The sequence below is a fragment of the Comamonas terrigena NBRC 13299 genome (assembly GCF_006740045.1).
Taxonomy (GTDB): Bacteria; Pseudomonadota; Gammaproteobacteria; order Burkholderiales; family Burkholderiaceae_C; genus Comamonas; species Comamonas terrigena.
The window spans coordinates 3,792,439-3,809,371 of sequence record NZ_AP019749.1; the positions used below are offsets into that span (position 1 = coordinate 3,792,439).

Here is a 16,933-nt window from a genome sequence, read left to right on the forward strand (position 1 = left end):
AGCCCTCTGCATCAGCGCAGGAAGCTATCAAAACACAAGCAAACCCCATCTGCCACGGGCAGATCAATGGCGGTTGGCCGCAGGCACCGGTGTGCTGGCGAAGCTGGCATTGCGCAGGAAATCGGCCGGCATCTGCAGCGATGCCTTGCTGCCGAACTGGCGGTGCGCGGCAAGCAGCTCGTCCAGACGCGGGTCGCGCAGAATCACTTCCGAGCCATTGCCGGTGGCCACGGCAATCACCGAGCCATCGGTCTGGGGGACAGACATCATCGGGGCGCCGGGCATGCCCTGTGCCAGCTGCACGCTGGCCTGGCTGGCGGCCGGCGCCTGGGCCAGCTGGCTGCCGGTGCCGGCCGGCACCACCACCAGATTCCAGCCCATGGCGGCCACGGCTGCCACGGAGGCAAAGCCGGCGGCCATCTTCCAGCGGAACACCGAGGCATTGGCCACGGGATCACGCACCAGGCTCTGCACGGCCGAGGTCATGGGCAGCTGGGCCGGTGCCAGCTGCTCCAGCGCGGCGGGTTGCAGCGACAGCGGTGGCTCCTGGGCCAGCTGGGCACGTAGACCGCTCAGCAGATCGTGCTGGCTGTGGTGGGCCAGCTCAGGCGAGCGCAGCACATCGCCCACCAGATGGTAGAGCTGCCAGCTGGCATGGCCTTCGCCTTCTTCGGCCCACGCCACTGCCTGGCTCAGTTCATCGCCATACAGCTCGCCGTCGACCAGCGCCGACAGCAATTCCTTGTTTTTCAGATCGTCCGTCATGGGGTTACCTGCTCACTTGGGCTCGCGCCTGCCATGTGTTCAACACCACCCTCACCACCGCTTGCCCGATTGGCGCTCCAGCAGCGGCTTGACGCGTGCGGAGATGGCCTCGCGGGCTCGGAAGATGCGCGAACGCACGGTTCCGATGGGACAACCCATGACAGTGGCAATTTCTTCGTAGCTCAGCCCTTCGATCTCGCGCAGCGTGACCGCCTGGCGCAAATCCTCGGGCAAAGCATCCATCGCGGCGTTCACGGCAGCTGCAATTTCCTGCGCCGCCAGCACCGTCTCGGGAGTCTCCTCGTTGATTGGTTCGTTTCCGGGCCGAGAAGTTTCATCCTCGTCATCGGAGGTTTGTAACGCGCTCTCGGTGACCACCGGATTGCGCTTCATGTCCAGCAGCGCCTTCTTGGCCGTGTTCACCGCAATCCGGTACAGCCAGGTGTAGAACTGCGCCTCGCCCCGGAACTGGTGCAGGGCCCGGTAGGCGCGCAGAAAGGTTTCCTGGGCAATGTCCTGGACCAGATCGGTGTCGCGCACCATGCGCGCAATCAGGCGCTCGATGCGGCGCTGGTACTTGAGCACCAGCAGCTCATAGGCCCGCTGGTCGCCCGCTACCGTGCGCTCCACCAGTTGCAGATCGGTGTCAGAAGGTGCGGGAGGAGGTGCGACGTGGGGGCTCATGCAGCGGGGGAAAGGTCAGACCGCAGACTCCGTCTGGCGGAACACGGTGGCCGCCGAATATACCGCACGCCGCCAATCCCCCCAACGCCAGGGTACGCTGCGCTGCAGCAGCCAGGCATGCTGCCAGCGGCCGCCCGTACCGCGCCAGGCCAGCAACACAGCGGTTTGCAGATCGATGCGCAGCTCCAGGACCTCCAGCGGCTGGGGCTCCGCTTCCCCCTGGGCCTGCCACCACCAGGCACCGCCATCCCATTGCAGCATCCCGCGTGGTGCGGCACGCCAGGCGTGCAACTGGGCCCCGCCAGCGGCCAGCCACAGTAGGACCGCCGCCCCCCGCACGGCGGCGGGCTGGGGCGCACTGTACCGCCACCAGGCCAGCAGCACGGCACCCGCCAGCAGCCACAGCAGTCCCCCGAGGTAGCCGGGCAGCCGGTGGCGCTCCACGGGGTAGCGCACGGCAGGCGGCAGATGGTGTGCAGAAGGCATGGTGTCGACCATGCCACGGCAGTGCCACAAAAACAAAACCCGCAGAGCCGTTTGATCGGCCTGCGGGTGATGGGCGTTTCAGGAGCGGAGCTCCCGGACGCCAGGGACTGCCAGTGCGGTCAGATGCGCTTGAAGATCAGCGAGCCGTTGGTACCACCAAAGCCGAAGTTGTTCTTCAGGGCCACATCGATCTTGGCATCGCGTGCCACATTGGCGCAGTAGTCCAGATCGCAGCCGGGATCCTGGTTGTCCAGGTTGATGGTCGGCGGGATCTTCTGATCGTGCAGCGCCATCACGGTGAACACGCTTTCCACACCGCCCGCACCGCCCAGCAAGTGGCCGGTCATGGACTTGGTGGAGCTGACCACGGTCTTGAACGCGGCATCGCCCAGCGCTGCCTTGATGGCATTGCTTTCGTTCTGGTCGCCCAGAGGGGTCGAGGTGCCGTGGGCGTTCAGATAGTTGATCTGGTCCGGATTCACACCGGCATTGCGCATGGCGTTCAACATGGCGCGGCGCGGGCCGTCCATATTGGGAGCCGTCATGTGACCGGCATCGGCACTCATGCCGTAGCCGCTCAGCTCTGCGTAGATCTTGGCGCCACGGGCCTTGGCGTGTTCATACTCTTCCAGCACCAGCACGCCAGCGCCCTCACCCAGCACGAAGCCGTCGCGGTCCTTGTCCCAGGGACGAGAAGCTGCGGTGGGGTCGTCATTGCGGGTCGACAGGGCACGCATGGCAGCAAAGCCGCCCACGCCCAGCGGGGACACCGTGGCTTCGGTACCACCGGCCACCACGATGTCGGCGTCGCCGTACTCGATCATGCGCCCGGCTTCGCCGATGCAGTGCAGGCCGGTCGTGCACGCTGTCACCACGGACAGGTTCGGACCCTTGAAGCCAAAGCGCATGGAAACGTGACCAGCCACCATGTTGATGATGGAAGCGGGCACGAAAAATGGGGTGATGCGTCGGGGACCCCGGTTCGAGAGCTCAATCTGAGTGTTCTCGATCAGGGGCAAGCCCCCGATACCGGACCCGAGCACGCAACCGATGCGGGTCGCAAGGTCGTCGGACAGGGCCTCGCCCGTAGGCAGACCCGCATCCTTCACAGCCTGTTCCGCAGCCGCGATGCCATAGTGAATGAAGGTGTCCATGGAGCGCGCATCCTTGGCGCTCATGTAATCCTCCACGTTGAATCCCTTGACCTCACCTGCGATGCGGCACGAAAAATTCGTGGCATCAAACTTGGTGATGTGGCCAATGCCGGACTTGCCGGCCAAAAGATTGGCCCAGGCCTCAGCAACCGTGTTACCCACGGGACTGATGCAACCCAGGCCGGTCACGACAACGCGACGACGGCTCATGCGTTCAAACCTTATTCTTATCGCTCGGTGCGCTCAAAAGGGCTTAGCCCTTTTGGTGGGTGTTGGCGTAGTCGATGGCGTTTTGCACCGTCGTGATCTTTTCAGCGTCTTCATCGGGGATTTCGATGCCGAATTCATCTTCCAGGGCCATCACCAGTTCGACCGTGTCCAGGGAGTCAGCGCCCAGATCAGCCACGAAGGCCTTTTCGCTGGTCACTTGGGACTCTTCAACGCCGAGTTGTTCAGCAATGATTTTTTTGACACGTGCTTCGATATCGCTCATGGTTTCCCTCAGGGGGTTGTGAATGAACCCGCGATTCTAGCCGGTTCAGGGAATCTCCCTTCAGCCGGCTTGCCGTCGCGAGGAAACGGCATAACTTTCGTTATTTACATGTACATGCCGCCATTGACAGCCAATTCCTGGCCTGTCACATAGCCGGCACCGGCAGAGGCCAGATAGGCCACTGCGTTTGCAATGTCGGAAGGCTGGCCCAGCTTGCCCAGAGGGATCTGTGCGGACAAGGCCTTTTGCTGCTCTTCTGGGAGCACTGCAGTCATATCTGTTGCAATGAAGCCGGGGGCCACGCAGTTCACGGTGATACCGCGGCTGCCCAGTTCACGTGCCAGAGCGCGCGTCATGCCAGCCACGCCAGCCTTGGCTGCAGCATAGTTGGCCTGACCGGCATTGCCCATGCCGCCCACCACACTGGTGATGCTGATGATGCGGCCGAAACGCTGCTTCATCATCGGGCGAATAGCCGCGCGGCTGAGTCGGAATACGGCCTTCAGATTGGTGTCGACCACGGCGTCCCAATCGTCATCCTTCATGCGCATGGCCAGGGTGTCGCGGGTGATGCCGGCATTGTTGACCAGCACGTGCAGGCCGCCCTGGTTCTTGGCGATGTCGTCCACCAGCGCGTCCACGCCAGCAGCGTCGTTCACATCCAGCTTCACGCCACGGCCGCCCAGAGGGGCCAGGGCCGCGCTGATGCGGGCAGCGCCGTCGTCCGAGGTGGCGGTTCCGATCACGGTGTAGCCGCGGGCGGCCAGTTCCTGGGCAATGGCAGCGCCAATGCCGCGGGTGGCACCGGTCACCAGGGCCACTTGGCCGGGGGTGGTCGTCTCTGTCATGCGAGCAATTCCTTCACTTCTGCCAGTGTGGCAGGGTCATACAGGGCAACGCCCGTCAATTCCGCATCAATGCGCTTGGTCATGCCGGCCAGCACCTTGCCGGGGCCGCACTCCACCAGGGTGGTGATGCCGCGGGCCTTGATGGCCTGCACGCACTCCACCCAGCGCACCGGGCCGAAAGCCTGGCGGTACAGGGCGTCGCGAATGGCATCGGCGTCCGTTTGCACGGTCACGTCGATGTTGTTGATCACGGGGATCTGGGGGGCTTGCAGTTCCAGCGCAGCCAATGCCAGCTTCAGCTTTTCGGCAGCAGGCTTCATCAGGCTGGAGTGGAACGGTGCCGACACCGGCAGCGGCAGTGCGCGCTTGGCACCTGCGGCCTTGACGGCCACGCTGGCGGCTTCCACGGCAGCCTTGGAGCCGGCGATCACGGTCTGACCGGGATCGTTGAAGTTCACCGCCTCCACCACCTCGGCACCGCCGAGCTGGGCTGTCACTTCGGCGCAGACGGCCTTGACCTTGTCAGCCTCCAGACCCAGCACGGCGGCCATGGCGCCCACGCCCACGGGCACGGCTTCCTGCATGGCCGCGGCGCGCAGGCGCACCAGCGGAGCAGCCTGGCCCAGCGTCAGCACGCCGGACGCCACCAAGGCGGAATACTCGCCCAGGGAATGGCCGGCTACGGCGGCAGGCAGCGCGCCGCCTTCGGCACGCCACACGCGCCAGGCGGCCACGGCGGCCACCAGCATCACGGGCTGGGTGTTGGTCGTCAGGGCCAGCGCTTCCTTGGGGCCGCTGTGGATCAGGGCGCCCACGTCTTCACCCATGGCGTCAGAGGCTTCCTTCAGCGTCTGGGCCACCACCGGGTGGTCGCCCCAGGCGTCCAGCATGCCCACGGACTGCGAGCCCTGGCCGGGAAAGACGAATGCAAATTGCGTCATGTGTTGGTCACTCAAAAGGGGTAAAACAGGCTCTGGTGCGCTCATGGAGCGCACCGAACACTACATTTTCAGGAGTACTGCACCCCAGGTGAAACCGCCGCCCACGCCTTCGAGCAGGACGTTCTGGCCTTTTTGCACCTGACCGTTGCGCACGGCATGGTCCAGGGCCAGCGGAATCGACGCCGCCGAGGTGTTGCCGTGCTCACCCACCGTGACCACCACCTTCTCCATGGGCAGCTTCAGCTTGCGGGCCGTGCTTTGCATGATGCGGATATTGGCCTGGTGCGGGATCAGCCAGTCGATGTCGGCGTCCGTCATGCCGGCCTTGTCCAGCGTGGCACGGGCGGCTTTTTCCAGCACGCCCACGGCCAGCTTGAAGACGGCCTGGCCGTCCATGGTCAGCATGGGCGAACCCAGGACCTCGCCACCCGACACATGGCCGGGCACGCACAAAATGCCCACATGGCTGCCGTCGGCGTGCAGATCGCTGGCCAGGATGCCGGGCTCTTCGGAGGCTTCCACCACCACGGCGCCGGCGCCGTCGCCAAACAGCACGCAGGTGGTGCGGTCGTTGAAATTCAGGATGCGGCTGAACACTTCCGCGCCCACCACCAGCACGCGCCGGGCAGAGCCCGAGCGGATCATGGCGTCGGCCACGGTCAATGCATAGACAAAGCCGCTGCACACGGCCTGTACGTCGAACGCGGGGCAGCCATTGGTGATGCCCAGCTTGTGCTGCAGGATGGCCGCCGTCGAGGGGAACACCATGTCCGGGGTGGACGTGGCGACGATGATCAGATCCAGGTCCTGCGCCGTGATGCCTGCGGCTTCCAGCGCATTGCGGCTGGCTTCCAGCGCCAGATCGCTGCTGCCCACATCGGGAGCGGCAAAGTGGCGGGCATGGATGCCCGTGCGCTCGACGATCCATTCGTCCGAGGTTTCAATACCGCGCTGGGCCAGCTCCGCCGCCAAGTCGTTGTTGGTCAGGCGGCGGGGAGGCAGGTAGCTGCCGGTGCCGGTAATGCGTGCGTAACGTGTCATGCGGAGGCTCACTCAGGGCTGCCCGTGGTTCCAGCGGCTGGCGCAGCAACGGCAGGCACCAGCAAAGGGGCCGCAGTCGCAATCCGGGCCCGGACACGGTCAAGCAGGTTGTTGCGGGCCGCATCATACGCACGATTGAGCGCGTGCTCAAAAGCGATCGCATCGGCCGAGCCATGGCTTTTGAACACCAGGCCACGCAAGCCCAACAGGGCCGCCCCATTGTATCGACGGTGATCCATACGCTTCATCAGCGCAGATAGCACGGGATAGGCCATGATGGCGGCAAATTTCGTGAAGATGTTGCGCTTGAATTCAGACTTCAAGCCACCCACGATCATGCTGGCCACGCCTTCGCTGGCCTTCAGGGCCACATTTCCCACAAAGCCGTCACACACCACGATGTCCACCGGCCCTTTGTAAATGTCGTTACCTTCTACGTTGCCGTAGAAATTCAGGGCCTTGGCCTCGCCGGCCGCACGCAGCAATTCGCCGGCGCGCTTGATGGTTTCATTGCCCTTGATGGCTTCTTCACCAATATTGAGCAAGCCCACCGACGGCTCGCCACCGGAAGCGCTCTCGTTCAATGCGCTCACCAGGGCGGTGCCCATGACGGCAAACTGCAGCAGGTGCTCGGGCGTGCAGTCCACATTGGCACCCAGGTCCAGCACCGTGGTGGCGCCGCCTTTTTCATTGGGCATCTGGGTGGCAATGGCCGGGCGGTCGATGCCTTCCAGGGTCTTGAGCAGGTAGCGCGACACGGCCATCAGCGCACCGGTGTTGCCGGCCGACACGGCCGCCTGGGCGATGCCATCCTTGACCTGCTGGATGGCCACGCGCATCGAAGAATCCTTCTTCTTGCGCAGCGCCACCTCCACCGGGTCGTCCATGCCGACCACTTCGCTGGCACCCACCACCGTGGCACGGGGGTGCGCAAACGACTGCAGACTCTCCGCACGCCCCACCAGCAACAGCTGGGCATCGGAGTGGGAATCCAGAAACTGGCGGCATGCGGCCAGCGTGACACGGGGGCCGTGATCGCCACCCATGCAGTCAACTGCCAAAGTGATCATGAAGGAAAGGTGCGCAGGCCTGAGCGGCAGACCGAAACCGTCACACGCCAGGGCGTGTTCAAAAAACGCAAAAGCCCGTGCTACCAGAAGTAGCGACGGGCCTTGCGGGGGTCCGAGACGCTAGTTTAGGCTTCGGACTTGTTCTTCAGCACCTGACGGCCGCGGTACACGCCGTTGGGGCTGATGTGGTGGCGCAGGTGGGTTTCACCGGTGGTGGCTTCCACTGCGATACCAGGCACATTCAGTGCGTTGTGCGAACGGTGCATGCCGCGCTTGGAAGGAGACTTTTTGTTTTGCTGAACAGCCATGATGGCTCCTGAGTCTGAAAAGGGTTGGTGACATGGCCTGCGTACAGACGCATGCCCTAAAAATACGCGATCAGCCCATTAAAGACACGAGGGGGTTTCGCGCGAAGCCCTAGAGTATAGCGCAAACGTTATCAACAGCGTTATGCAATGAATAACCAGTGTCTTGGGCAGGCCACGCTGCCGATCGAAGATCGCTTCAGCAGCGCAGGCTTCTGAATGGAGAAAACCTCCAGTCAGTCCGGGGCGCCATTCTTGCGCAAGCCTTGCAACACCGCAAACGGGTTGGGCTTTTCCTCGCTGGCCTGCTCGAAGTCGGCGTCGCTGGACTGCATGGGCAGCTCCTGCGGGCAGACCTCGTGGCGCGGCACCAGAGGCAGCGCCATCAGCAGCTCGTCCTCGATCAACGCACGCAGATCGAAGTCGCGGCTCAGCGCCAGCAGATCTTCCTCGGCTTCGTCGTCCAGGGCTTCGGCCGTGGCCTCGTCCGCCACAAAGCGGAAGGAACGGTCCACCTGCAGCGGCATGCGGTCCAGCTGCAGGCAGCGCTGGCAGGTCAGCGGCAGGCCGGCCTCGACCGTCAGGTGCAGCCACAGATGGCTGGCACCGCCGGATTCGGCGCGCAATTCGCCTTCGGCGCGCCAATCCACCTGCAACCCGTCCACCGGGCCTTCGGCGTCCTGGGCCAGTCGTGTATATCGTGACAGCGGATCGCTGCCTGTCAGTGTGGCGCCTGCCTGGGCAAACGCCTTCACATCAAGGTGATCCGGAGAGAAATCCTTGCTCATGGCGGCAGTGTAAGAGAATCCTTGCATGCCTGAATCCACCGCTTCTTCCGCCCCTGTGGCCCGCTCGCTGATCCTGGGCTCCACCTCGCGCTACCGCCGCGAGCTGCTGGAGCGCCTGCAATACCCTTTCACCACCGCCTCGCCCGATGTGGACGAGACGCCCCGCCCCGGCGAAGCCTCGCGCGACCTGTCGCTGCGCCTGGCACTGGCCAAGGCCCATGCCGTGGCCCAGCAGCACCCCGAGGCCGTCGTCATCGGCTCCGACCAGGTGGCTGACCTGAACGACCAGCCCTTGGGCAAACCGCTGACACACGAACGCGCCGTGGCCCAGCTGCGCCAGATGCGCGGCCAGACCGTGCGCTTTTACACTGCCCTGGCTGTGGTCTGCCAGGCCACCGGCATGGTGCACAGCGATATCGCCGAGGTGGGCGTGCGCTTTCGCGATCTGACGGACGCCGAGATCGAACGCTATCTGCTGGCCGAAAAACCGTATGACTGCGCCGGCAGCGCCAAGAGCGAAGGCCTGGGCATCAGCCTGCTGGACGCGATTGACAGCGATGACCCCACCGCGCTGATCGGCCTGCCGCTGATCCGCACCTGCCGCATGCTGCGTGCTGCCGGGCTGGTGCTGCCATGAGCGCCACCACCACCCCGGGGCGCCTGTATCTGGTGCCCGCCCCCCTGGATTTTGGCTGCGACAGCCAGAGCCCGCTGACCGACGTGCTGCCCGAGCTGACGCTGCGCACGGCCGCCCGCCTGACCCACTGGGTGAGCGAAAACGCCAAAAGCTGCCGCGCCTACCTGAAGCGGGTGGACGCCCTGTTCCCCCTGGCGGCCCCGCTGCAGTCCCAGGCGATCCAGGAACTCCCGCGGGAAGCCCATAAAAAAGGCGACCACGGCGGCAAGGGCAGTGCCCAGTTTGACGCCAAGGCCCTGCTGGCACCGGCGCTGGCCGGCCACGACATGGGACTGGTCAGCGAAGCCGGCATGCCAGCCGTGGCCGACCCTGGCAGCTCCATCGTGCGCGCCGCCCACGACCTGGGCATCACCGTGGTGCCGCTGATCGGCCCGGTGTCGCTGCTGCTGAGCCTGGCCGCCAGCGGCCTGAACGGCCAGAACTTTGCCTTTGTGGGCTACCTGCCCCAGGATGCCGCGCCACGCGCCCAGCGCATCAAGGAACTGGAGGGCCTGAGCCAGCGCCTGAACCAGGCCCAGCTGTTCATCGAAACCCCCTACCGCAACCCCGCCCTGTGGCAGGCCTTGCTGCAGAGTCTGCAGCCCGCCACCCGCCTGGTGGTGGCCAGCGGCCTGACGCTGGAGAGCGCCAGCGTGCAGTCCAAAACCGTGCGCGACTGGAAAAAGCTGGACCGCGTGCCCGACAAGCACACCCCGGTGGTGTTTGCCCTGGGGCAATAGGCAATAGGCAATAAGCAATAGGCGGCGCAGCCGCCCCCAGAAACACCAAGCGCCTTCCGCCTGCTGCACAGGAATTTCCAGGCACGATGCCTGGAAACCTTGGCAGACGGCGCTGAAGGCGCTTCTGTATTGAAAGGGGATTGAAGCGGGCTTGGGCTGTCAGCGGATGGCCGGCGCCATGCCGCGCACCGCACTCACCGCACCACCGCCAATGGCGGCGCCAAAGCGCTTGGCCAGACGTTCGGCAATGTTGTCGCGGCGCGTGTAGTCGATCACCTCTTCGGCCTTGACGATCTCGCGCGCCACATAGTCCAGGCTGCCCAGCTTGTCGGCCAGTCCCAGGTCAATGGCTTGCTGGCCGGTCCAGAACAGGCCGCTGAAGGTCTCATCGGTCACCTTCAGGCGGTCACCGCGCCCGCGCTTGACCACGTCGATGAACTGCTGGTGGATCTGGCCCAGCATGGTTTCCGCAAACCCGCGCTGCTTCTCGGTCAGCGGGCTGAAGGGGTCGAGGAAGCCCTTGTTCTCGCCTGCCGTCAGCAGGCGGCGCTCCACACCGACCTTCTGCATCACTTCGGTGAAACCGAAGCCGTCCATCAGCACGCCGATGCTGCCGACGATGCTGGCCTTGTCGACAAAAATCTCATCCGCCGCCGAGGCGATGTAGTAGGCCGCCGAAGCGCAGCTTTCCTCGACCACCGCGTAAATCGGCTTCTGGTGGATGGCCTTGAGGCGCACGATCTCGTCGGTGATCATGCCGGCCTGCACCGGACTGCCGCCCGGCGAGTTGATCAGCAGCACCAGAGCCTGGGCACCCTGGTCCTCCAGCGCGCTGCGCATGGCGGCGATGACGAATTCGGCACTGGCGTCGGCCCCCGAGGCGATTTCACCCTTGATATCCACCACGGCGGTGTGCGGACCGGACACGGCGGCCGTCGACACCTCCTTGGACAGCAGCGCCCACAGCAGTGCCAGCCCCAGAATCAGCCAGGAAAAGCGCCAGAACAGGCGCCAGCGGCGGGCGCTGCGCTGCTCGTTGAGCGAGGCAAAGGCCAGCTTTTCCAGCAGATCGCGCTCCCAGCCCGGTGGCTGGGCCTGGGCTGCCGCAGCGGATGCGGTCGGCATCTCGGGGACGGCAGCGCGCGCCCACAGGTCTTGGCCGGGCAGTGCGGAAGAAGGGTCGGAACCCGGTGTACCGGGCGTCTGCGGTGAACTCATCTCAAAACTCGATAGGTTGCAGGTTGTGGGCAGTATGCCAGTGCACCACCCCGTCGCTCTCGCTCAGTGCGATCGGCACCAGACGGCCCCCGCGGCAGGGCCCACCCGCGCACAGCCCGGTATGGGGTTCATACACCGCGCCATGGGTGGAGCACAGCAGCCATTCGCCACTGTCGTCGAGAAAGCGGTCGGCCTCATGGTCCATTTCCATGGGGATGTGGGCACAGCGGTTCAGATAGCCATAGACCACGCCGTTGTAACGAATCGCAAAACCTCGGCAGGTCTGTCCCGAAAAAACCACATCAAACGACACCCCGCGCCCCCGCTCCTGCAGATCGGTGCTGGCGCACAGGGCAATGGCAGTGTCGGGCGGCAGGGTCATGCCGCCACTATAGGGACAAAGCTGGCATCAGGCGTGGGCCAGCAGCCAGGCGTGCAGATCCGCTACCGTCTGCGCGACATGCAAGGGCCCCAGGGGCGCAAAGCCTTCGCTGCCGTGGGCGCCATAGGCCACCGCCAGGCTGGCACAGCCGGCGTTGCGGGCCATTTCCAGGTCGTGCGTGGTATCGCCAATCATCAGCAGCCGGTCCGGCGCCACCCCGAATTCGGCCATCAGCTCCTGCAGCATCAGGGGGTGGGGCTTGCCGGCCGTTTCATCGGCCGTGCGCGAGCCATCGAACACACCTTTCAGATCCACCGTGGCCAGGGCCTCGTTCAGCCCCCTGCGGCTCTTGCCCGTGGCCACGGCCAGCCAGTGGTGGCGCTCCCGCAGCGCCTGCAGCAGGGGCAGCACACCATCGAACAACGTCACCTGCTCCTGTTGCTGCAGATAGTGGTAGCGGTAGCGGTTGGCCAGCTCCGGGTATTTGTCCTGCGGCACATCGGGCGCCGCATGGGCCAGCGCTGGCATCAGCGCCATCCCGATCACATAGGACGCCTGGGCGTCCGACGGCACCGTCCCCCCCACATCGCGCACCGCAGCCTGGATGCTGCGGGTGATGGCGGCGGTGGAGTCGAACAAGGTGCCATCCCAGTCGAAGGCAATCAGATCAAAGCGGCGGGGCCGCACGGAAGAATCCACAGTGCTCATGCGTGCTTTCAGGCCACAAACTCGGCCAGCTCTTCGGGCAATTCTGCCCGCAACTCGATGCGCTCGTCGGTGGCCGGGTGGTTGAACTGCAGCCGCCAGGCATGCAGGAACATGCGTTTGAGCCCCTGCTTGGGCAGACGGCGATTCAGATCGAAGTCCCCGTATTTCTCATCCCCCACGATGCCGTGGCCTTGCGAGGCCAGGTGCACCCGGATCTGGTGGGTACGACCGGTCTTGATGGTCACTTCCAGCAAGCTCATGGCCGGCAGGCCCTGCAGGCTGCGTGCCTCGAGCTGGCTGCGCACCTTGACCAGGGTCAGCGCCCGCATGGCATCCGGATCGTCGACCGTGGTGGTGCGCACGCGGCGCTCGCCATCCGGCAACAGGTATTTGCGCAGCGGGGTGTCAATCACCTTCTTGTTGCCCGGCCAGCTGCCCGCCACCAGGGCCAGGTAGGTCTTGCCGGTTTCGCGTTCCCGGAACTGGTCTTGCAGCTTGGTCAGCGCCGAGCGCTTCTTGGCCACCAGCAAGATGCCCGAGGTTTCGCGATCCAAGCGGTGCACCAACTCCAAAAACTTGGCCTCCGGCCGGGCCTGGCGCAATTGCTCGATCACGCCAAAACTGACGCCCGAGCCGCCGTGCACGGCCACGCCGGCCGGCTTGTCGATGGCGATCAGGTGCTCGTCTTCCAGCAGGATGGGAAATTCCCGTGCCGGTGCCGGGCGCTCGGCCTTTTCCTGCACCTTGTCGGACACGCGCACCGGTGGCAGCCGCACCACATCCCCCGTCTGCACCCGTGTATCGGCCGCACAACGGCCCTTGTTGATGCGGACCTCGCCGCTGCGAATGATGCGGTAGACATGGGTCTTGGGCACGCCTTTGAGGTGGCGCATCAGGAAGTTGTCCAGACGCTGGCCTGCCGATTCCTCGTCGACCTCGATCAGTCGCACGGCCGCCTGTACTTGCTGTGGGGAACGGTCGGTGGCCGGTTTGCCCTCTATAATGTGTTTCACCTGCGCGACTTATTTATAAGTGGTTGATTTTGATGGAGTTTAGTCCAGCCAGCCATTTCCCCCGTGCAGGAAGGTCGATGCCACAGGTGTCGCGCCCATGATTTCCAGGCTGACAGGCCTGACGGAGTGGCGCACCACCTGGCTGGTTGACGCATTGAAACACTGAACGGAATCTTCACGCTGGTGGTGCTGTTTGGAGCACGGTGCTCTGCACACCACCCGCCGATTAAACGTATAGCGAGCATGTGGGCTTTTCTTTCCTGGCTGGTGAGCATCACGCAACGGCACGTGCCGGTGCGGAGCGTTGCTGCCCCCGTGAAAAGCCGCCCACCGTCTTTTGTCGCCTCTGGCTCGGACCGCACACAGCGGCCGCTGCTGTATGCGCGTCTCGCTCCCTGCCCCCTGCCCTTGCCACCTTTGCTGACCTGATTCGGCACAGTTGCAACCAGGCCTCAGGCGATTCCCTTCCTTTTCGTTTCGGCGCGTCAGTCAGGTATCACGGCTCCAGCAGAGCCTGTCTTTGATTGCAAAAAATCAGGGGCGTCGCGGTGAAGCAGCGTATCGCTGCCACTGCCCGCCCCTCACGAAAAGGAAACGCATCATGAAACGGATGCTGATTAACGCGACGCAGCCTGAAGAACGCCGCCTGGCCATTGTGGACGGCCAGAAACTGCTCGACTACGAGATCGAGATCGAAGGCCGCGAACAGCGCAAGGGCAATATCTACAAGGCCGTTGTCACCCGCGTCGAACCCTCCCTGGAAGCCTGCTTCGTGGACTACGGTGAAGACCGCCACGGCTTCCTGCCCTTCAAGGAAATCTCCAAGCAGTACTTTGCCGAAGGCGTATCGCCCAGCCAGGCCCGCATCAACGATGTGATCCGTGAAGGCCAGGAACTGATCGTCCAGGTCGAAAAGGAAGAGCGCGGCAACAAGGGCGCCGCCCTGACCACCTTCATCTCGCTGGCCGGCCGCTATGTGGTGCTGATGCCCAACAACCCCCGTGGCGGTGGCGTGTCGCGCCGCATCGAGGGCGATGACCGGGCCGAGCTCAAGGAAGCCATGGACCAGCTCGAGTACCCCAAGGGTATGTCGATCATTGCGCGCACCGCCGGCATCGGCCGCACCGCGCCCGAGCTGCAGTGGGACCTGAACTACCTGCTCAAGCTGTGGAGCGCCGTCGACGGCGCCGCCAAGTCGGGCAAGGGCGCTTTCCTGATCTACCAGGAATCCAGCCTGGTGATCCGCGCCATCCGTGACTATTTCAACAATGACATCGGCGACATCCTGATCGACACCGATGACATTTACGAGCAGGCCCAGCAGTTCATGGCCCACGTGATGCCGGAACATGCCGCCCGCGTGAAGCGCTACCGCGACGACGCGCCGCTGTTCAGCCGCTTCCAGATCGAGCACCAGATCGAATCGGCCTACTCGCGCACCGTGCAGCTGCCTTCCGGTGGCGCCATCGTCATCGACCACACCGAAGCACTGGTGTCGGTGGACGTGAACTCGGCCCGCGCCATCAAGGGCGGCGACATCGAAGAAACCGCGACCCGCACCAACCTGGAAGCCGCCGACGAAGTGGCCCGCCAGATGCGACTGCGCGACCTGGGCGGTCTGATCGTGATCGACTTCATCGACATGGAAGAGTCGAAGAACCGCCGCGAAGTGGAAAACCGCCTGCGCGACGCCCTGCGCCAGGACCGTGCCCGCGTCCAGTTCGGCACCATCAGCAAGTTCGGCCTGATGGAAATGAGCCGCCAGCGCCTGAAGCCCGCCCTGAGCGAAGGTGCCCACATCAACTGCCCGCGCTGCAGCGGTTCCGGCCATATCCGCGACACCGAAAGCTCGGCGCTGCAGATTCTGCGCATCATCCAGGAAGAGTCCATGAAGGACAACACGGCCGCCGTGCACTGCCAGGTGCCTGTGGAAGTGGCCTCCTTCCTGCTGAACGAAAAGCGCACCGAAATCACCAAGATCGAGCTCAAGCAACGCGTGTCGGTGATGCTCGTCCCCAACAAGACGCTGGAGACGCCGCACTACAAGCTGGACCGCCTGAAGCACGACGACGCGCGCCTGGAAGACCTGGACTCCAGCTACAAGCTGGCCGATGTGGTGGAAGACCAGACCAAGGTCACCCGCCGCTCGCAAGAGCCCACCAACAAGCAGACCCCCATCATCAAGGGCGTGCTGCCCGATGTGCCGGCACCGGTGGCCGAACCCCGCGCCCCCGCTGCCAGCCGCACCGCAGCCGCAGGCCAGCGCCCGGCTGCTGCCGCGGCAGCGCCAGCGGCCAAGCCCGAAGTGCGCGAGCAAGGCTTCTTCTCCTGGCTCAAGAGCCTGTTCGGTTTTGGCGCTCCGGCAGCCCAACCGGCCACGGAAGCCGCCCCGGCCGCCAAGCCCGAAGGCCAGCGTGAGCCCCGCCGCGACGGTCGCACCGGCGAAGGCCGTGGCCGCCGCAACGAACGCGGTGGCAACCGTGGCGAACGCGGTGAACGCAGCGAAGCCGGTGAAGGCCGTGGCGAGCGCAACGGCAATGGCAACGGCCGCCGCAACGAACGCAACGGCGAAGCCCGTGCCAACCGCCCGCAGGACGGAGAGCGCACCGAGCGCGCACCGCGCCGCGAACGCGGTGAGCGTGCAGAACGTGGCGAACGCCGCGATGCCGAGCAACGCCTGTCGGCCCAGGAAGGTGCTGCGCAGAACCTGGTCGAAGGCGTGAGCCTGGAAGCCGGTGCCGAGCCCGCACGCAGCGAACGCGGCCCCCGCCGCGAACGTGGTGAGCGTGGCGAAGGCCGCCAGCGTGGCGAGCGCGCAGAACGCGGCGAAGGCCGCCGCGAACGCGCCCCGGCTGTGGCCCCTGAAGCCTCTGCCGCCGACGTGCTGGACAACGCTGCCACCGCCGTGCCGCAAGATGGCGAGCCCTCGGCCGCCGCGGTGGGCGAGGACGGCGCACCACGCCAACGCCGCTCGCGTGACCGCTATGGCCGCGACCGCCGTGGCCGTGGCCGCGATGCCGCCGCCGAAGGCGAAGTGAGCGAAGAGGCCGAAGCCGCAGTTGCAGCCCAGCCTCTGACCGAGGAAGCCCCGCAGGTCGAATCCGCCGCCCCCGTGGATGCCGCCGCTGACGACTCCGCTCCGGCCCGCCGCAGCTACTTCGAACGCGCTGCTGCACCTGCTGCTGCGGCCGTCGATGCGGTGGAGAACGTGGCCGAAGCTGCCGCACCGGTCGAGACCGCTGCTGCACCGACCACACCGGCCGCCGCGCCCGTGGTCGCAGCCGCACCCGTGGCGGCTCCGGCACCGGTGGCAGCGCCTGTGGTGGCGGCCGAACCGGCCAGCCGCATGCCCCGCATCGGCCAGTACCAGCTGCCGCTGGATACGCTGCAGCAGATTGCAGCAGCCTCGGGTCTGCAGTGGATCAACTCCGATGCCGACAAGATCGCTGCCGTGCAGGCGGCCATCGCGGCCGAGCCCAAGCCCGTGCACGTTCCGCGCGAGCGGCCGCCGGTGGTGGTGCTCGACGAGGGTCCGCTGATCCTGGTCGAGACCCGCAAAGACCTGGCGGCCATGACGCTGCCGTTTGAACGCGAAGACAGCGCCACCGCTGCCTGATCGCA

The 16,933-nt window shown here is 65.2% G+C and carries 18 protein-coding genes; 3 read left to right on the top strand and 15 right to left on the bottom strand.

All coding sequences use genetic code 11. The annotated features are described in order from the left end of the window. Positions 1 to 63: 63 nt before the first annotated feature. The 11 genes from CT3_RS17265 to CT3_RS17315 form a co-directional block, all read right to left on the bottom strand. The gene (locus CT3_RS17265) at positions 64 to 765 is read right to left on the bottom strand and encodes a sigma-E factor negative regulatory protein (RefSeq protein WP_066537131.1); all 702 of its coding nucleotides are present in this window, start codon (positions 763 to 765) and stop codon (positions 64 to 66) included. Positions 766 to 816: 51 nt separating this feature from the next. Beyond that, a complete protein-coding gene (gene rpoE / locus CT3_RS17270; RefSeq protein WP_066537142.1) occupies positions 817 to 1,449 on the bottom strand; it encodes an RNA polymerase sigma factor RpoE in 633 nt (210 codons plus the stop codon). A 15-nt stretch (positions 1,450 to 1,464) separates the two neighbouring features. Next, a complete protein-coding gene (locus CT3_RS17275) occupies positions 1,465 to 1,935 on the bottom strand; it encodes a hypothetical protein (RefSeq protein WP_127446260.1) in 471 nt (156 codons plus the stop codon). A gap of 119 nt (positions 1,936 to 2,054) precedes the next feature. After that, positions 2,055 to 3,299 (bottom strand): beta-ketoacyl-ACP synthase II, encoded by a 1,245-nt coding sequence (gene fabF, locus CT3_RS17280; protein ID WP_066537146.1) that lies wholly within the window; start codon positions 3,297 to 3,299, stop codon positions 2,055 to 2,057. 43 nt (positions 3,300 to 3,342) lie between these two features. Beyond that, positions 3,343 to 3,582, bottom strand: a complete 240-nt coding sequence (gene acpP / locus CT3_RS17285) for an acyl carrier protein (RefSeq protein WP_066537147.1) — start codon at positions 3,580 to 3,582, stop codon at positions 3,343 to 3,345. Between the two features lie 104 nt (positions 3,583 to 3,686). Next, positions 3,687 to 4,430: a 3-oxoacyl-ACP reductase FabG gene (gene fabG / locus CT3_RS17290; RefSeq protein WP_066537156.1), complete on the bottom strand. Its 744-nt coding sequence runs from the start codon at positions 4,428 to 4,430 to the stop codon at positions 3,687 to 3,689. Next, positions 4,427 to 5,371 carry an ACP S-malonyltransferase gene (gene fabD, locus CT3_RS17295; protein WP_066537159.1) on the bottom strand — a complete coding sequence of 315 codons (945 nt, stop codon included), beginning with the start codon at positions 5,369 to 5,371 and terminating at the stop codon, positions 4,427 to 4,429. Before fabD ends, fabG begins: the two co-directional genes overlap by 4 nt. A gap of 60 nt (positions 5,372 to 5,431) precedes the next feature. Next, positions 5,432 to 6,412: a beta-ketoacyl-ACP synthase III gene (locus tag CT3_RS17300; RefSeq protein ID WP_066537162.1), complete on the bottom strand. Its 981-nt coding sequence runs from the start codon at positions 6,410 to 6,412 to the stop codon at positions 5,432 to 5,434. A gap of 8 nt (positions 6,413 to 6,420) precedes the next feature. Next, complete coding sequence (gene plsX / locus CT3_RS17305; RefSeq protein WP_066537165.1) at positions 6,421 to 7,482, bottom strand: phosphate acyltransferase PlsX; 1,062 nt, start codon at positions 7,480 to 7,482, stop codon at positions 6,421 to 6,423. Between the two features lie 125 nt (positions 7,483 to 7,607). Further along, positions 7,608 to 7,790 (bottom strand): 50S ribosomal protein L32, encoded by a 183-nt coding sequence (rpmF, locus tag CT3_RS17310; RefSeq protein WP_003058062.1) that lies wholly within the window; start codon positions 7,788 to 7,790, stop codon positions 7,608 to 7,610. A gap of 233 nt (positions 7,791 to 8,023) precedes the next feature. Continuing rightward, entirely contained in the window at positions 8,024 to 8,575 is a 552-nt protein-coding gene (locus CT3_RS17315) for a YceD family protein (RefSeq protein WP_066537168.1), read from the bottom strand. Between the two features lie 25 nt (positions 8,576 to 8,600). Between CT3_RS17315 and CT3_RS17320 the strand changes: the two genes are divergently transcribed. After that, the gene (locus CT3_RS17320) at positions 8,601 to 9,212 is read left to right on the top strand and encodes a Maf family protein (RefSeq protein ID WP_066537170.1); all 612 of its coding nucleotides are present in this window, start codon (positions 8,601 to 8,603) and stop codon (positions 9,210 to 9,212) included. Continuing rightward, positions 9,209 to 9,991 carry an SAM-dependent methyltransferase gene (locus tag CT3_RS17325; protein ID WP_066537172.1) on the top strand — a complete coding sequence of 261 codons (783 nt, stop codon included), beginning with the start codon at positions 9,209 to 9,211 and terminating at the stop codon, positions 9,989 to 9,991. The genes CT3_RS17320 and CT3_RS17325 overlap by 4 nt, the downstream gene beginning before the upstream one ends. A 159-nt stretch (positions 9,992 to 10,150) precedes the next feature. On the opposite strand, the gene CT3_RS17330 is transcribed toward CT3_RS17325, so the two are convergent. The 4 genes from CT3_RS17330 to CT3_RS17345 are packed head-to-tail and all read right to left on the bottom strand — an operon-like array spanning position 10,151 to position 13,312. After that, positions 10,151 to 11,209 (bottom strand): S49 family peptidase, encoded by a 1,059-nt coding sequence (locus CT3_RS17330; RefSeq protein WP_066537174.1) that lies wholly within the window; start codon positions 11,207 to 11,209, stop codon positions 10,151 to 10,153. 1 nt (position 11,210) lies between these two features. Continuing rightward, a complete protein-coding gene (locus CT3_RS17335; RefSeq protein WP_066537177.1) occupies positions 11,211 to 11,591 on the bottom strand; it encodes a Rieske (2Fe-2S) protein in 381 nt (126 codons plus the stop codon). A 27-nt stretch (positions 11,592 to 11,618) separates the two neighbouring features. Continuing rightward, positions 11,619 to 12,299 (bottom strand): HAD family hydrolase, encoded by a 681-nt coding sequence (locus tag CT3_RS17340; protein ID WP_066537180.1) that lies wholly within the window; start codon positions 12,297 to 12,299, stop codon positions 11,619 to 11,621. Between the two features lie 8 nt (positions 12,300 to 12,307). Next, the gene (locus CT3_RS17345) at positions 12,308 to 13,312 is read right to left on the bottom strand and encodes an RluA family pseudouridine synthase (protein ID WP_066537183.1); all 1,005 of its coding nucleotides are present in this window, start codon (positions 13,310 to 13,312) and stop codon (positions 12,308 to 12,310) included. Positions 13,313 to 13,913: 601 nt separating this feature from the next. Here CT3_RS17345 and CT3_RS17350 point away from each other — a divergent pair. Then, on the top strand, positions 13,914 to 16,928 hold the full coding sequence (locus CT3_RS17350; protein WP_066537186.1) for an Rne/Rng family ribonuclease: 3,015 nt from the start codon (positions 13,914 to 13,916) through the stop codon (positions 16,926 to 16,928). Positions 16,929 to 16,933: the final 5 nt, after the last annotated feature.